This is a genomic window from Pseudomonas sp. RA_35y_Pfl2_P32, from assembly GCF_963970735.1.
Taxonomy (GTDB): domain Bacteria; phylum Pseudomonadota; class Gammaproteobacteria; order Pseudomonadales; family Pseudomonadaceae; genus Aquipseudomonas.
On record NZ_CAXAQF010000009.1, the window covers coordinates 128,708 to 144,979 of the forward strand.

15 protein-coding genes are annotated in these 16,272 nt (G+C 61.1%); 2 read left to right on the top strand and 13 right to left on the bottom strand.

Annotated elements, in window-relative coordinates:
- Window positions 1-10: 10 nt before the first annotated feature.
- The 11 genes from AACY45_RS11215 to AACY45_RS11265 form a co-directional block, all read right to left on the bottom strand.
- A complete protein-coding gene (locus AACY45_RS11215) occupies window positions 11-340 on the bottom strand; it encodes a GlpM family protein (protein ID WP_166590116.1) in 330 nt (109 codons plus the stop codon).
- A gap of 25 nt (window positions 341-365) precedes the next feature.
- Entirely contained in the window at window positions 366-1,646 is a 1,281-nt protein-coding gene (locus AACY45_RS11220) for a sigma-54-dependent transcriptional regulator (RefSeq protein ID WP_445261179.1), read from the bottom strand.
- A 44-nt stretch (window positions 1,647-1,690) separates the two neighbouring features.
- A complete protein-coding gene (locus AACY45_RS11225) occupies window positions 1,691-3,592 on the bottom strand; it encodes a sensor histidine kinase (RefSeq protein ID WP_339545521.1) in 1,902 nt (633 codons plus the stop codon).
- Between the two features lie 167 nt (window positions 3,593-3,759).
- Window positions 3,760-4,494, bottom strand: coding sequence for an amino acid ABC transporter ATP-binding protein (locus AACY45_RS11230; protein ID WP_166590040.1), 735 nt, complete (start codon window positions 4,492-4,494; stop codon window positions 3,760-3,762).
- On the bottom strand, window positions 4,491-5,162 hold the full coding sequence (locus tag AACY45_RS11235) for an amino acid ABC transporter permease (protein WP_339545522.1): 672 nt from the start codon (window positions 5,160-5,162) through the stop codon (window positions 4,491-4,493). Before AACY45_RS11235 ends, AACY45_RS11230 begins: the two co-directional genes overlap by 4 nt.
- Complete coding sequence (locus AACY45_RS11240) at window positions 5,162-5,908, bottom strand: amino acid ABC transporter permease (RefSeq protein ID WP_095165942.1); 747 nt, start codon at window positions 5,906-5,908, stop codon at window positions 5,162-5,164. Before AACY45_RS11240 ends, AACY45_RS11235 begins: the two co-directional genes overlap by 1 nt.
- A 193-nt stretch (window positions 5,909-6,101) precedes the next feature.
- On the bottom strand, window positions 6,102-7,016 hold the full coding sequence (locus AACY45_RS11245; protein ID WP_339545523.1) for a glutamate/aspartate ABC transporter substrate-binding protein: 915 nt from the start codon (window positions 7,014-7,016) through the stop codon (window positions 6,102-6,104).
- 340 nt (window positions 7,017-7,356) lie between these two features.
- Window positions 7,357-8,895: a glycerol-3-phosphate dehydrogenase gene (gene glpD / locus AACY45_RS11250; protein WP_339545524.1), complete on the bottom strand. Its 1,539-nt coding sequence runs from the start codon at window positions 8,893-8,895 to the stop codon at window positions 7,357-7,359.
- A gap of 221 nt (window positions 8,896-9,116) precedes the next feature.
- A complete protein-coding gene (locus AACY45_RS11255) occupies window positions 9,117-9,872 on the bottom strand; it encodes a DeoR family transcriptional regulator (RefSeq protein ID WP_339545526.1) in 756 nt (251 codons plus the stop codon).
- 95 nt (window positions 9,873-9,967) lie between these two features.
- The gene (gene glpK, locus AACY45_RS11260) at window positions 9,968-11,473 is read right to left on the bottom strand and encodes a glycerol kinase GlpK (RefSeq protein WP_339545527.1); all 1,506 of its coding nucleotides are present in this window, start codon (window positions 11,471-11,473) and stop codon (window positions 9,968-9,970) included.
- Window positions 11,474-11,550: 77 nt separating this feature from the next.
- Window positions 11,551-12,402 carry an MIP/aquaporin family protein gene (locus AACY45_RS11265; RefSeq protein ID WP_339545528.1) on the bottom strand — a complete coding sequence of 284 codons (852 nt, stop codon included), beginning with the start codon at window positions 12,400-12,402 and terminating at the stop codon, window positions 11,551-11,553.
- Between the two features lie 369 nt (window positions 12,403-12,771).
- Here AACY45_RS11265 and ybaK point away from each other — a divergent pair, with 369 nt between their 5' ends.
- On the top strand, window positions 12,772-13,242 hold the full coding sequence (ybaK, locus tag AACY45_RS11270) for a Cys-tRNA(Pro) deacylase (RefSeq protein ID WP_339545529.1): 471 nt from the start codon (window positions 12,772-12,774) through the stop codon (window positions 13,240-13,242).
- A 98-nt stretch (window positions 13,243-13,340) separates the two neighbouring features.
- Complete coding sequence (locus AACY45_RS11275) at window positions 13,341-14,123, top strand: PhzF family phenazine biosynthesis protein (protein WP_339545530.1); 783 nt, start codon at window positions 13,341-13,343, stop codon at window positions 14,121-14,123.
- 31 nt (window positions 14,124-14,154) lie between these two features.
- Here the strand turns inward: AACY45_RS11275 and AACY45_RS11280 are convergent, their stop codons facing one another.
- A complete protein-coding gene (locus AACY45_RS11280) occupies window positions 14,155-15,264 on the bottom strand; it encodes an ABC transporter ATP-binding protein (RefSeq protein ID WP_339545531.1) in 1,110 nt (369 codons plus the stop codon).
- A complete protein-coding gene (gene argF / locus AACY45_RS11285; RefSeq protein WP_095165926.1) occupies window positions 15,261-16,181 on the bottom strand; it encodes an ornithine carbamoyltransferase in 921 nt (306 codons plus the stop codon). Before argF ends, AACY45_RS11280 begins: the two co-directional genes overlap by 4 nt.
- Between the last annotated feature and the right edge of the window lie 91 nt (window positions 16,182-16,272).

Consider the following 16,272-nt stretch of genomic DNA (forward strand, 5'->3'; position numbering starts at 1 on the left):
TTGCGCCGACTCAGGCGTGCAGACGTACCCAGACGCTGACCAGCACGGTGGCGGCCATCAGCCAGGCCACGGCGGCCACGGCCAGTGAGGCTTCCAGGCGCAGCCGGTCGACCATCAGGTACAGGGTCGCCAGGTAGACGAAGTACGGAATGATCGACCACATGCCAAACACAATGGTGGTCTTCAGGTCGTCCAGCGAGCGGCCTTTGCCGACGATGTAGTGGGCGATCAGGGCGAAGGTCGGAAACAGCGGCACCAGGCCGGCGATGTAATAGTTTTTGGTCTTGGCCAGGGCGGCGAGTATCACCACCACCGCCGCGCCCAGGGCCGCTTTCAACAATAGATCCACGACTGCTCTCGCTGGGTTAGTGGCTGAGTCCGTACTTCTTGACCTTGTCGAACAGCGTGGTTTTGGCCATGCCCAATTCCAGGCTGGCCTGGGTCAGGTTGCCACCGCTGCGTTGCAAGGCATCGTTCAGCAGGTTGCGCTCGAAGGCTTCCACCGCCTCGGAAAACCCCAGGCCCTGGGCTGCGCCACTGGCGCCGGACTTCTTGAATGCGGGCAGGCCGAGGGCAAAGCGTTCGGCGACGTTGCGCAGTTCGCGCACGTTACCCGGCCAGTCGTGGCTCATCAGGTGCGACAGGGTCTGGTTGTCCAGGTCCGGGACGGCGCGGTCAAAGCGCAGTGAGGATTGCTGGAGGAAGTGTTCGAACAGTTGCAGGATGTCCTCGCGGCGTTCGCGCAGGGGCGGCAGTTCCAGGGTCACCACGTTGAGGCGGTAATACAGGTCGCTGCGGAACTGGCCGGCGCGGCCCAGTTCGTCGAGGTCGGACTTGGTGGCGGCAATCACCCGGCAGTCGACCGCCACGCTCTGGTTCGACCCCAGGCGCTCCAGGGTGCGTTCCTGCAATACCCGCAGCAGTTTGATCTGCAGGGGCTGCGGCATGCTTTCCACTTCGTCGAGGAACAGGGTGCCGCCGTTGGCATGTTCAATCTTGCCGATCCGCCGTTTGCCGGCACCGGTAAAGGCGTTCGCCTCATGCCCGAAGATTTCGCTCTCAAACAGGTTTTCCGGCAGGCCACCGCAGTTCAGCGCGACAAAGGGCTGTGCCTGGCGGCGACTGAAGTCGTGCAGGCAACGGGCAACCAGTTCCTTGCCGGTGCCGGTCTCGCCTTCGATCAGCACGTTGGCCGAGGTGTCGGCGACGTTGGCGATCAGTTCGCGCAGGTGCTGCATGGCGGGCGAGCGCCCGATGATCCGGCCTTCCAGGGAGTCGCGTTCGGCCAGTTGCCGGCGCAGGGAGCTGACTTCGCGGGCCAGGCTGCGTTGCTCCAGGGCACGTCGGGCAACGTCCACCAGGCGCTCGGGGGAGAAGGGTTTCTCCATGAAGTCGTAGGCGCCTTTTTGCATGGCGTCGACGGCCATCGAAATGTCGCCGTGCCCGGTGATCAGGACCACCGGCAAGCTGCGATCGCGAGCCTTGAGCCGGCCCAGCAGTTCCAGGCCATCGATGCCCGGCAGGCGGATGTCGCTGATGACGATTCCGGCAAAGTTGTCGCCCACCTGCGCCAGGGCTTCTTCAGCACTGCCAACGCCGGTGCAGGGGATGTCTTCCAGGGCCAGGGCCTGCTGGCAACCGAGCAGGACATGGGGATCGTCTTCGACGATCAGCACACTAAGATCGTTGTTCATATCGGCTCGACGGGCAGGGGGCTTACCAAGGGTAAACTGAGGATAAAGGCGGTACCACCGCAAGCCGGGTGTTCGACGCCCAGGCTGCCGCCAGTGGCGGCGGCCAGGCTTGCCGACAGGGTCAGGCCGAGGCCCAGGCCCTGTTCGCCAGGCTTGGTGGTAAAGAAGGGTTCGAACAAATGTTTGCGGGCCTCGGCGTCAATGCCGTGGCCGTTGTCGCGTACGTGCAGCCGGTACTTGCCGTCGACCACCTGACCCTCGAGCCACAGTTGGGGCGCTGCTTGCGCCTGCATGGCATCCAGGGCGTTGCCGATCAGGTTGACCAGGATCTGCTCCAGGCGCGTCTGGTCGATCGACACTTGCTCGTCAGTGAAGGCGCGGTGCATCTGCAGGCCGCTGTGTTCCAGGCGCGCGCCCAGCAGTTGCAGGGCGGCATCCACCGCTTTGCCCAGGCTGGCCTGGCCCTTGTCGTCGCCGCGCCGGGCGAAGGAGCGCAGGCTGGCCGTGATGCGGCCCATGCGATCGATCAGCTCATTGATGGTTTTCAGGTTGGCGCTGGCGGTGTCCAGTTGGCCACGCTCGAGAAACCGCACGGTGTTGCCGGACAGGGTGCGCAACGCCGCCAGGGGCTGGTTCAGCTCATGGGCAATGCTGGTGGACATCTGGCCGATGGCGGCCAGTTTTCCGGCCTGTACCAGCTCATCCTGGGCGCGGCGCAGGGTTTCCTCGGCCAGGCGCCGTTCACGGATCTGGCTCTTGAGGCGTTCGTTGCTGGCCCGCAGGTCAGTGGTGCGTTCGGTAATCCGTCGCTCCAGTTGATTGTTGGCTTCCTGCAGGGCTTCACGGGCCGCGAGGCGGGTGGCGATCACCTTGCGCCGCTCGTTCCAGGCGATCAGCAGGAACGCCACCAGGGCGAAGGCCACCGCCACCAGGATGCCCTGGTTGACGGCCTCGCGCCGCAGGTCCTGGAGTGGCGTCAGCAGGGTGAAATTCCACGGGGTGTCGCTCAGGGGGCGGGTCTGCGACAGGTAACTGATGGCCTCGTCGTCGGAGACCACTTCGGCGTTGGCGGGGAAGGTCAGTTTCTCCACGCCTTCGGCCAGGCGTTCACGGGCCAGGGGTTCCAGTTCGTTGAGCGGGAACCAGTAATATTGCAGGCTGCGGGCCAGGCGCTCCTTGGTGTCGTCGCTCAGCGGACGCACGGCCTTGAGCCGACGCGCCGGGTCGCTGGAGAGAATGATGATGCCGTTCTCATCGCTGACGAAGGCTTCCAGGCGGGCGCGCTGCCAGCGTTCTTCCAGGGCTTCCAGGCGCACCTTGACCACTGCGACGCCGATGATCTTGCCTTGTTCTTCGAGGCCGTGGGCCAGGTAGTAGCCAGGTTCGCCGCTGGTGCTGCCGATCCCGTAGAAGCGACCGGGCTGGCCGCGCACCGCGTTCTGGAAATAGGCACGAAAGGACAGGTCCTCGCCCAAGTAGCTGTCGACGTCGCGCCAGTTGCTGGTGGCCATGACCCGGCCGGTGGTGTCCATCACGTAGATGGCCCGACTGCGGCTGCGCCGGTTCAGGCCTTCAAGGTAATTATTGACCGTCTGCCGGTGTTCCGGCGTTGGGTCGGCCAGCAGCTTTGAAACACTCGATTCGAGTTCCAGCAGGCTGGGCAGGTAGGTGTATTTGCTGATTTCGCTTTCCACGGCACGGGCGTGCAGTTCCAGCTGGCGTTGACCGTTTTCACCAAGGCTGCGAATACCGTAGTGCTCACTGGTCCAGAAGCCGAGCAAGCCCAAGGCGAGCATCAGCAGGATAATCAGCGGCGGCAGGAACAGGTGGCGGATCAGACGAGGTTTCACGGCGAGTGATGGCGGTGCGGCGCGATAAAGAGTGGGGTCGCATTTCATCACAGATGCCTTGGGTCAACCACAACACAAATCTGCAAGCCACCGTCGGCCCCTGTGGGAGCGAGCTTGCTCGCGATGACTTCATCACAGTCAACATTGATGTTGAATGCCAGTCCGTTATCGCAAGCAAGCTCGCTCCCACAGGGGATTGGTGCGGCTTCGAACGTTTAGTGTTGCAGGATCTTGTTCAGGAAGTGCTGGGTCCGTTCGGCGCGAGCGCCGATGTCACCGAAGAACTCTTCTTTAGGACAGTCTTCGATGATCTTGCCGGCGTCCATGAAGATCACCCGGTCCGCCACTTTGCGGGCGAAGCCCATTTCGTGGGTCACGCACATCATGGTCATGCCTTCGTGGGCCAGTTGCACCATGACGTCCAGCACTTCGTTGACCATTTCCGGGTCCAGCGCCGAGGTCGGTTCGTCGAACAGCATGACGATCGGGTCCATGGCCAGTGCGCGGGCGATCGCCACACGCTGCTGCTGGCCACCGGAGAGCTGGCCCGGGTGCTTGTGGGCGTGGGCCGAGAGGCCGACACGCTCGAGCAGTTGCAGGCCTTTCTTGGTGGCTTCTTCCTTGCTGCGGCCCAACACCTTGATCTGCGCGATGGTCAGGTTTTCGGTGATGGTCAGGTGCGGGAACAGTTCGAAGTGCTGGAACACCATGCCAACGCGCGAGCGCAGTTTCGGCAAGTTGGTCTTGGGGTCGGCAATTGAAGTGCCGTCGACCACGATGTCGCCTTTCTGGAACGGTTCCAGGGCATTGACGCACTTGATCAGGGTCGACTTGCCGGAGCCGGACGGCCCGCACACCACGATCACCTCACCTTTCTTGACGTCGGTGCTGCAATCAGTCAGCACCTGGAAGTCCCCATACCACTTGTTGATATTCTTGATAGAGATCATACGGCGAACCTTTTTTGCAGACGCTTGACCAGCTGCGAGGCGGCAAAGCTGATGATGAAGTACACGAGACCGGCGAATACCAGGAACTCATTGGAACGGCCAATGATGTCGCCACTGGCCCGCGAAGCGTTGAGGAAGTCCACCAGGCCGACGGTGTAGACCAGCGAGGTGTCCTGGAACAGGATGATGCTCTGCTGCAGCAGCAGCGGGGTCATCTTGCGAAAAGCCTGGGGCAGGATGATCAGGCGCATCATCTGGCCATAGGTCATGCCCAGGGCCTTGGCGGCACCCATCTGGCCCTTGGGAATCGACTGCACACCGGCCCGTACGATTTCACAGAAGTACGCCGCCTCGAACATCATGAAGGCCACGATGCAGGAGGTGAACGCGCCGATCGGGGTGTCTTCGCCGGTGATCCAGCGCAGCACGAACGGCACCGCCAGGTAGAACCAGGTGATCACCAGCAGCAGCGGGATCGAGCGGAAGTAGTTGACGTAGGCGCCGGCGAAGTTCGACAGCAATTTATTGTGGGACAACCGCATCAATGCCAGGACGGTGCCGAGGATCAGGCCGCCGACGACGCCGAGCGCCATCAGTTTGAGGGTCATCACCATGCCATTCCACAAGCCGGGAATGGCCGGGATGATGCCACTGAAATCGAATTCCATTATTTACCCCCCACGGAGATCAGGCCGGGCACTGCGACTTTCTTCTCGACCACGCGCATCAGCAACATCAGGCTCATGTTCAGGGTGAAGTAGATCAGGGTCGCCAGGGTGAAGGCTTCGAACAGGTTGGCGGAGAACTCAGCGGTCTGCTTGGTCTGCGCGAGCAGTTCCATCAGGCCGATCAGCGAGGCCACGGACGAGTTCTTGAAGACGTTGAGAAATTCCGAGGTGAGCGGCGGAATGATGATGCGATAGGCCTGGGGCAGCAGCACATTCCAGTAGATCTGCGGCAGCTTGAAGCCCATGGCGCGAGCGGCCGATTCCTGGCCGCGGGGCAGCGCCTGGATACCGGTGCGCACTTGTTCGCAGACCCGTGCGGCGGTGAACAGGCCCAGGCACACGACTACGCTCAGGTAGGCCGAAGTGGTCGGGTTGAGGTCCTGCTTGTACCAGTCCTGCAGGTCTTGTGGCAGCAGGTCGGGCACCAGGAAGTACCAGATGAACAGCTGAACCAGCAGCGGTACGTTACGGAACAGTTCCACGTAGCAGGTCGCAATGCCTGACACGATGCGGTTCGGCACGGTGCGCATCACGCCCAGTACCGAGCCCAGCAGCAATGCAATGATCCAGGCCACGATAGCGATAGCGATGGTCCAGCCCAGCCCGGAAATGAACCAGTCGAGATAGGTCTCGCTGCCCACGCCGGTGGACTTGAAGAACACGCCCCAATCCCAGTTGTAATTCATTAGGGTCTCCCCTCGGATTCAATCGATGTTCAAGCACCTGCCTGGGGGAACTCCGTTCCCACCCGACGTTGACGGTCGGGCACACGCGGTCGGCTCGACAACCACCGGTTCGAGTGTTTCCAAAAATGCCAGCAGGTAGTGACAACCTCCGGAAAGGGCAGTGGCCCTCTCAGGAGGTAAGACTAGTCAGAAATCAGGATTTCTTGTCGTCAGCCGCTTTGTCGGTCGGATTGGCGATCAGGGCCTTGAGCTCGTCGCTCATCGGGAAGTTCAGGTTCAGGCCTTTAGGCGGGATCGGTGCCATGAACCACTTCTCATAGATCTTGTTGATCTGGCCCGAAGCGTAGGTGGCCTTGATGGCATCATCGACCGCTTTCTTGAACGGCTCGTCGCCTTTACGCACCATGCAGCCATAGATTTCATAGGACTGTGGCGTGCCAGTCACTTCCCAGTCGGTAGCTTTCTTGGCCTTGGCCGCTTCACCGGCCAGCAGGGCGTCGTCCATCATGAAGGCAACGGCGCGGCCCGATTCCAGCATCTGGAAGGATTCGCCGTGGTCCTTGGCGGAGATCACGTTCATGCCCATTTGCTTGTCGGCGTTCATCGACTTGAGGATGCGCTCGGACGTGGTGCCAGCGGTGGTCACGACGTTCTTGCCTTTAAGGTCGTCGAAATCCTTGTACTTGGAGTCCTTCTTGGACAGCAGGCGAGTACCGATTTCGAAGATGCCTACCGAGAAGTCAACCTGTTGCTGACGCTCGACGTTGTTGGTGGTGGAACCGCACTCGAGGTCAACGGTGCCGTTCTGTACCAGCGGAATACGGGTTTGCGAGGTGACCAGGTTGTATTTGACTTGCAGGTTCGGCAGGTCCAGGTCTTTTTTCAGGGCTTCGACGACTTGCATCTGGATGTCGTGGGAGTAGCCGACGGGTTTGCCGGAAGCGTCTGCAATGTAGGAAAACGGAATGGAAGCGTCGCGATGGCCCAGGGTGATGGTGCCGGACTCTTTGATCTTCTTCAGGGTGCCGGTGAGTTCGGCGGCGAAAACTGGCGTGCTGATCAGAGCGGCAGCGATGGCTGCGCCCAGGATATGGGGAACGATACGCATCAAATTTTCCTCGACATTGTTTTTTTTATGGAGCCAGTTCTTCGGCTCTCTGGTACTGCGGAACGCCTGGCGGGCTCCTGAAGTGTTGGCACCTCAGACGTTCGTCCAAGAGTGTAGAGCATGAGTCGTGCCAGGCCAGGGTTAAATGCCTAAAATATTGATTTATAAGGCTATTAAATATTTATGGCGAAACTAATCCCTGCACCTGGTCCGGGTAACCGAATTGACCGCCAGGTCATGTTCGGAAAACCGAATGCTATCTGGGCCAGCGCCTACGGGTTCGGAATGTAAAAGCCCCTGGGCCGCGAGGACCAGGGGCTTTTTATGCATCGAGTGCCGATCAGGCCGCTTCGATCTTGCTGCGGTTGACTTCGAGCGTGTGCAAATAGCGCTGCACGTTCGCCTGCTCGTCGGCCGTGGTGAACAGGCCCAGCTTGGTGCGCCGCCAGAGGATGTCGTGGGCGGTGGTCGCCCATTCTTCCTGGCACAGGTAATCGACTTCACGGTTGTAGAGCCCGCCACCCAGGTGCTCGCCCATGTCGTTCAAGCCCTGTACGCCTTCGAGCATGCGCCAGGTGCGGCTGCCGTAGGTGGTGGCCCAGCGGCGGGCGATTTCCATGGGGACCCAGTCGAATTTGTCGCGAATCAAGGCGCTCAGGGCTTGCGGGGTGCTCATGTCTTCGCCGCCGGGCAGGGTCGCCTGGGCGGTCCAGCTCGGTTTCATCTGCTTGAAGTAGGGCGCCAACTGGGCCATGGCCGACTCGGCCAGCTTGCGGTAGGTGGTCAGTTTGCCGCCGAACACCGACAGCAGGGGCGCTTCTTCACCGCTGCCGGACAGGGCCAGGGTGTAGTCGCGGGTCACGGCCGACGGGTTGTCGGATTCGTCGTTGCACAGCGGGCGAACACCGGAGTAGGTGTGCAGGATGTCGTCGCGGCTGATCTGTTTCTTGAAGTGGGCATTGACCACCTGGATCAGGTAATCGGTTTCGCCCTCGGTGATCGCCACTTTGGCCGGGTCACCGGTGTACTCGCGGTCGGTGGTGCCAATCAGGGTGAAGTGATTGAGGTACGGTATGGTGAATACGATGCGCTGATCTTCGTTTTGCAGGATGTGCGCGTGCTCGCCTTCGTACAGCTTGGGCACGATCAGGTGGCTGCCCTGGATCAGGCGAATACCGTAGGGCGATTCCATCTTCAGGTCATCGCGAATGAACTTGGCGACCCAGGGGCCGGCGGCGTTCACCAGTGCCTTGGCGCGGATCGAGAACAGGCTGCCATCGGCACGCTCCAGGTGCAGGTGCCACAGTCCCTTGCTGCGTCGGGCGCTGACACAACGGGTCTGGGTGTGCACATGGGCGCCTTTTTCACGGGCCGCCATGGCATTGAGTACCACCAGGCGAGCATCGTCGACCCAGCAGTCGGAGTACTCGAAGCCCTTGCTGATCTCGCTTTTCAAGGCGCTGTCTGCACCGAACTTCAGGCTTCTGGAGCCGGCGAGCTTTTCCCGTTTGCCCAGGTTGTCGTAGAGGAACAGGCCGGCGCGAATCATCCAGGCCGGGCGCAGGTGCGGGCGGTGGGGCAGGACAAAGCGCATCTGCTTGACGATGTGCGGGGCCTTGGCCAGCAGCACTTCGCGTTCAGCCAGGGCTTCGCGTACCAGGCGGAATTCGTAATGTTCCAGGTAACGCAGGCCGCCGTGGATCAGCTTGCTGCTGGCGGACGAGGTGTGGCTGGCCAGGTCGTCCTTTTCGCAAAGGAACACCGAAAGCCCGCGGCCGGCAGCATCCGCCGCAATCCCGACGCCATTGATCCCGCCGCCAATCACGGCGATGTCATAGATCTCGGCAAGTGGGGGTGTCGACAAGGTGGAAGTGGGCATCGGCAGGCCTCGGGCATTTTGGGCTTTATGTATTGGAATACGAACATTAATGTTCATTTGCGAAAATGGTAGCCCATAAAGTCGCCCGCAGCCAGTCCGTTTCGATTGAAAAAACTCATCGAAGGAGGCTTAAAGGAAAATTTTCGAACATTTAAGAGCGGCAGCCCCGTAGGAGCTGCCGAAGGCTGCGATCTTTTGATCTTCTTTTAAGGCAGAAAGCCTTAAACGACTTCCAGGCGAATCTTGTTCTGGCTCAACAGCTGTGCGAGGGCGGGCACAGGCTGCTGGTCGGTCACCAGGCAATCGATCAGGGTGATCGGCCCGAGGCGAATCATGGCGTTGCGCCCGAACTTGCTGGAGTCAGCCGCCAGGATCACTTGCCGGGCATTGGCGATAATCGCCTGGGATACCCGCACTTCCTGGTAATCGAAGTCCAGCAGGCTGCCGTCGTCGTCGATGCCACTGATGCCCACCAGGGCATAGTCGACCTTGAACTGGTTGATGAAGTCGACGCTCGCCTGGCCGACAACCCCGCCGTCGCGGCGCACATTGCCGCCGGTGAGCAGCACGTCGAAATCATCCTTGGCACTGAGCATGGAGGCCACGTGCAGGTTGTTGGTGATGATTTTCAGGTGGTTGTGATTGAGCAGCGCCCGAGCGATGGACTCGGTGGTGGTGCCAATATTGATGAACAGCGAGGCGTGGTCAGGAATTTGCCGGGCGATGGCTTCGCCGATGCGTTGTTTCTCGTCACGCATCTGGTCGGCCCGCATGGCGTACGCGGTGTTTTCCACGCTGGAGTCATAGGCTGCGCCGCCGTGGTAGCGGCGCAACAGGTTGTCTTCGGCCAGTTGATTGATATCGCGGCGAATGGTCTGCGGCGTAACAACGAACAACTGGGCCATTTCCTCGATGCTGACGTAGCCGCGTTCGCGGACCAGTTCGAGGATTTGCTGCTGACGGGGAGGCAGATTCATGGGGCGTCCTTTGGGCTGCCGTGCAAAATTTGCCCATGATGCCGCAGGAATCCCCTCCCGACCAGTTACATGCCGAACACCGTCCGGCCCTGGGCTTACTCCTCGCCTTCGTGCGGCTCCCAGTCACGGGTGCGGCTGACGGCTTTTTTCCAGCCGGCGTAGAGTTTTTCCTTGGCGCTTTCTTCCAGTTGCGGGTCGAACTCGCGTTCGATCACCGCCTTGCCGCGCAGCTCGTCCAGGCTGCCCCAGAAGCCGCAGGCCAGGCCCGCCAGGTATGCCGCGCCCAGGGCCGTGGTCTCGCGCATTTGCGGGCGCTCGACCTGGGTGCCGAGGATGTCGGCCTGGAACTGCATCAGGAAGTTGTTCGCCACCGCACCGCCGTCCACACGCAAGGCCTTGAGGCGTTCGCCGGAGTCCTGTTGCATGGCGTCGAGCACGTCGCGGGTCTGGTAGGCAATCGACTCCAGGGCCGCGCGAATGATGTGGTCCACGCGTACGCCGCGGGTCAGGCCGAACAGGGCGCCCCGGGCATAGGGGTCCCAGTACGGTGCGCCGAGGCCGGTAAAGGCGGGCACCAGGTACACACCGTTGCTGTCCTTGACCTTGTTGGCGAAGTACTCGGTGTCATGGGCGTCGTTGATGATTTTCAGTTCGTCGCGCAACCACTGCACGGTGGAACCGCCATTGAACACTGCGCCTTCCAGGGCGTAGGCCACTTCGCCGCGCGGGCCGCAAGCGATGGTGGTGAGCATGCCGTGGTTGGATTTTACCGCTTTGCTACCGGTGTTCATCAGCAGGAAGCAGCCGGTGCCGTAGGTGTTTTTCGCCTGGCCAGGCTCCACGCACATCTGGCCGAACAGGGCCGCTTGCTGGTCGCCGGCGATACCGCCGATGGCTATGCCGCTCTTGGTGTGGCCATAAATTTCCGACGAGGACTTCACCTGCGGCAACATCTCGCGGGGGATGTCCAACAGTTCGAGCATCTTCGCGTCCCACTCCAGGGTGTGGATGTTGAAGAGCAGGGTGCGCGAGGCGTTGGTGTAGTCGGTGACGTGGGTCTTGCCGCCGGTAAATTTCCAGATCAGCCAGCTGTCGACGGTGCCGAACAGCAATTCGCCATTACGCGCACGCTCCCGGCTGCCTTCGACGTTGTCGAGGATCCACTTGAGCTTGGTGCCGGAGAAGTACGGGTCGGTGACCAGGCCGGTGGTGTCGCTGATGTATTGCTCGTGGCCATCGCGCTTGAGTTGCTGGCAGATCTCGGTACTGCGGCGGCACTGCCAGACAATGGCGTTGTAGATTGGTCGGCCGCTGGTCTTGTCCCAGACCACAGTGGTTTCGCGTTGGTTGGTGATGCCGATGGCGGCCACCTGGTCGTGATGCAGGCCGGCTTGTGCCAGGGCCTCTACCATCACTGCGCTCTGGGTGGCGAAGATTTCCATCGGGTCGTGTTCGACCCAGCCGGCTTGCGGGTAATGCTGGGCGAATTCGCGTTGAGCGGTGCAGACCACGTTGGCGTCGCGGTCGAAAATGATCGCGCGCGAGCTGGTCGTACCCTGATCAAGGGCAATGATGTAGTTCTTATTCTGTGTGTCGGTCATGTCGATTGCCTTGGACGAAATAAGGGAGTGGATCGGGGCGCGTGATCAAGGGTGGGCAGGATCTCGCGCCGCCGCTATCAGGAAATTCGGGTTTTGCCATCCAGCGCCGGTGTTGCCTTTGTTGTAGCAGGTACGGCGCCGGGCAGGTGACGGGCAATCAACCCGCGATAGGCCGCAGCACCGAGGCAGGCACCGACAATCGGCGCAAAAATCGGAATCAGGAAATAGGGAATATCCCGGCCGCCAGTGAAGGAAATTTCACCCCAGCCAGCGAAGAAAGTCATCAGTTTAGGGCCGAAATCCCGTGCCGGGTTCATCGCGAAGCCGGTCAGCGGTCCCATCGAGCTGCCGATCACGGCGATCAGCAGGCCGATCAGCAGCGGTGCCAGCGGGCCCTTCGGCAGGCCGTTGTTGTCGTCGGTCAGGGACATGATCACGCCCATCAGGATCGCGGTGATGATCATCTCGACCAGGAATGCCTGGCCGGTGGACAGGGCCGGGTTGGGGAAGGTGGAGAACACCGACGCCAGCTCCAGGCTGGCCTGACTGCCGCGAACCATGTGCTGGGTTTGTTCGAAATCGAAGAACAGGTTGCTGTAAAGCGTGTAAACCAACAACGCCCCACAGAAGGCACCTGCCACTTGGGACAGAATGTAGAAGGGCAGTTTGCGCTTTTCAAAGTCGGTGAAAATGCTCAGGGCGATGCTGACGGCCGGGTTCAGGTGGGCACCGGAAACGCCGGCGGTCAGATAGATCGCCATGCTCACCCCGACGCCCCAAATGATGCTGATTTCCCACAGGCCAAAGCTGGCACCCGCGACTTTGAGGGCGGCGACGCAGCCTGTGCCAAAAAAGATCAGTAGCGCAGTCCCCAGGAACTCGGCCATGCATTGGCTCGAGAGCGGTGGTTGTTGTAAAGCAGTGGTCATGAAAACCTCGTTTTTTTGTTGTTGTTGGGCACTTGTTCCGAAAGGGAGCGAGCGCGATTTTCACCGAGGCAGGATCCCCATCCGGGTCTCGGCTTACTGCGGGGTGCTGCGTAGGAATTTATACACCGTATTCGTATTCGAAAAAATATAGACAAGAAACGCTGATGTCAAAGGTCGAAAGTGAACTGTCGGTCACAATTCAACTATTCGCTGGATGAATGATCGCGTGACGGGACTGTGGTAAAGGTCGTGATTGGGCTGGTCGGTCGCCCTCACGATGGGGTTGAAGGCTGGGCATAGAGCCTTTTGTTACGCGATGACCTAGAATCCGGCGCAGTTTTTTTGTTCTTTTGCAGACTTGGAGTTGCCATGACCCCCGCATTGGATCTGCTGAAAAAAGTTCGTGCAGAACATCGTGTGCACAGTTATGAACATGATCCGAAGGCCGCTTCATACGGGCTGGAGGCCGCGGAAAAGCTCGGGTTGGAGCCGGCCCAGGTGTTCAAGACCTTGCTGGCGGCCAGTGAGAAAGCCGAGTTGCTGGTGGCTGTGGTACCGGTCGTCGGAAGTCTGGACTTGAAGGCGCTGGCCCATGCCGCCGGGGTCAAGAAAGTCGAGATGGCCGACCCCGCTGCCGCGCAGAGGGCCACCGGGTATTTGCTGGGGGGGATCAGCCCGTTGGGGCAGAAGAAACGGCTGCGCACCTTCATTGACAGCAGCGCGCAAGCTTTTGCGACTATTTATGTCAGTGCCGGTCGACGCGGCCTGGAAGTCGAATTGGCCCCTGCGGTGCTGGCCGAGCATACCCAGGCCAGGTTCGCTGACATCGGCCGGGCTTGAGCCACGCGCTGTATGGTGAAAATCCACCGGCTCTGTCACTGGTTACCCGACACCCGTTACTGCATGCTCGCGCTCGCCTATGCAAAAGGAGAGCACTCATGGAGTTAGCGTTTCATCAGGTCGATGCCTTCAGCGACCGTCCGTTCAGCGGCAACCCGGCGATGGTCTACCGGCTTGATACCTGGCTCAGTGATGAGCTGATGCAGAGCATCGCCGCGGAGCACAACCTCGCCGAAACCGCGTTTGTGGTGCGGGAGGCCCTGGGTTGGCATATTCGCTGGTTCACCCCGACCACTGAAGTGCCGTTGTGCGGCCACGCAACCCTGGCCAGCGCCCATGTGTTGTTCGAACGGTATGAAGAGCCGGTGGAAAGGCTGGACTTCATCAGTCAATCCGGGCCATTGCGCGTGACCCGCGAAGGCGGTCGGCTGTGGCTGGACTTCCCGAGGATCACGCCGAATGTGGTGGCGGCCAATCCACTGATTGCCGCAGCGCTGGGGGTTCAGCCCGTTGAAGTGCTGGGCTCCAATGAGTTGTTCGTGGTGCTTGAGTCAGAGCAGGCTGTGCGCGATTGCCAGCCGGACATGGCGGCCTTGGCGAAGTTGCCTTGGCTGGGGGCGATTGTCACCGCACGCGGCACGCAGCACGATTTTGTTTCGCGCTACTTTGCCCCGGCCATTGGCATCAACGAAGACCCTGTGACCGGCTCGACCCATTGCCTGCTGATTCCTTACTGGGCGCAGCAACTGGATAAAACCAGTCTGACGGCCTACCAGTGTTCGGCGCGGGGCGGGGAGTTGTTCTGCCGTCTGGAGGGTGATCGGGTGAAGATTGGCGGGGCCGCGACGCTGGTGGCCAGCGGGACGTTGCTGCTGGGCTGAGACTGGCGTCGCTGCCTGTGTAGGCGCGGGATCAACTGGCGGTGCTGTACCGACGGACTCCGGATTCGGCGGCCGGTATCTGCGCCGCGGTGCTACCGGATGCCTGGAACAGCACCAGGTGCTCGGCGGCCACGCGAATGCCGACATCGGCACCCACCAGGTGGTCGGCGTGGCTGGGGAAGATCGATTCCAGCTGGCTGCCGGTGGGCAATTGCAGGCGGTACAGGGTCGAGGCTCCGAGGAAGGTCTTGCCGACGATCCGCGCTTTCATCGGGCTGTCCGGGGCGTACACGATATCGTCGGGCCGCAGCAGCACGTCCACGGCGCCACCGGTTGGCCAGGTGTAGGCGCGGTTGCCACGCAGTTCGCCGAGTTCGGTCTGCACCGATTCAGGGGTCTGCAACTGGCCACGAATGAAGTAACCCTGGCCGATAAAGCTCGCGACAAAGGGCGTCAGCGGCTCGTGGTACAGGTTGTAGGGCGTGTCCCACTGCTCCAGTCGACCTTCCTTGAACACCCCGACCTGATCGCTGACCGCGAAGGCTTCTTCCTGGTCGTGGGTCACCAGAATCGCACTGGTGCCGCGGCTCTTGAGGATGTCGCGGACTTCGTGGCTGAGCTTGCGGCGCAATTCGCCATCGAGGTTGGAGAAGGGTTCATCGAGCAGCAGCAGTTGCGGCTCCGGCGCCAGTGCGCGGGCCAGGGCCACCCGTTGCTGCTGGCCGCCCGAGAGCTCGTGGGGGAAGCGCTTGCCGAGGTTCTTCAGGTTCACCAGTTCGAGCATCTCGGCGGTGACCCGGTCTTTTTGCGGGTGCTTGCGAATGCCGAAAGCGATGTTGTCAGCCACGCTCAGGTGCGGGAACAGCGCGTAGTCCTGGAACACCATGCCGATCCGGCGTTTCTCCGGGGCGAGGGTGAAACCGGCGCTGGAGATGGTTTCACCCGCCAGCTGGATTTCCCCTTCGTGGACCGGCTCAAAACCGGCAATGGCCCGCAAGGTGGTGGTCTTGCCACAACCGGAGGAGCCGAGCAGGCAGCCGATGTCGCCGGCATTGAGGTGCAGGTTGAGGTTCTGTACAACGCGCTGGTCCTGGTAGCCGCAGGCCAGGTTGCGCAGGTTCAGCAGTAATGTATGACTCATGCGTGGTGGTACGCCGGGGGAACGAGGAATTCGAGCAAGGCCTTTTGCGCGTGCAGGCGGTTTTCTGCCTGGTCCCAGGCCACCGAGCGGCCGTCGTCGAGCAGGTCAAGGCTGATTTCTTCGCCACGGTGGGCAGGCAGGCAGTGCATGAACAGAACGTCTTCGGCCGCCAGGTCAAGCAGCGCACGGTTGACCTGGTAGGGCGCAAACAGTTTGAGGCGCTTGGCGGTTTCTTCTTCCTGGCCCATGGAGGTCCAGACGTCGGTGCTCACCAGGTGGGCGCCACGCACGGCATCCTTGGGGTCGCGGACGATGGTCACGCGATCGCCGGCTGCTGCCACGAATTGCGGGTTCGGCTCGTAGCCCTCGGGGCAGGCGATGCGCAACTGGAAGTCGAACTGGATGGCCGCTTCTATATAGCTGTTGCACATGTTGTTGCCGTCGCCGATCCAGGCCACGGTCTTGCCCTGGATCGAACCACGATGCTCAAGGAAGGTTTGCATGTCGGCCAGCAATTGGCATGGGTGCAGGTCATCGGACAGGCCGTTGATCACTGGCACGCGGGAGTTGGCGGCGAATTCGGTCAGGGTGCTGTGGGCAAAGGTGCGGATCATCACCGCGTCGAGCATGCGCGACATGACGATGGCGCAGTCGCCAATCGGCTCGCCACGGCCCAGTTGGGTGTCGCGCGGCGAGAGGAAGATGGCCTGGCCGCCGAGCTGGATCATGCCGGCTTCGAACGACAGGCGAGTACGGGTCGAGGACTTCTCGAAGATCATCCCCAGGACGCGGTTTTTCAACGGCTCGAACAGTACGCCGCGGTTACGCAGGTCTTTGAGCTCAATGCCTCGACGGATCACGCTGACCAGCTCTTCGGGCGTGCAATCCATCAGGGAGAGAAAGTGCCTTGCGCTCATCATTGACTACCTTTTGCAACGGACCGCAGATACTCAAAGCCTTGTTTAATTTAAAAAACGGGCGAGACCTGCGGCGTAAGCCGCACGGGGC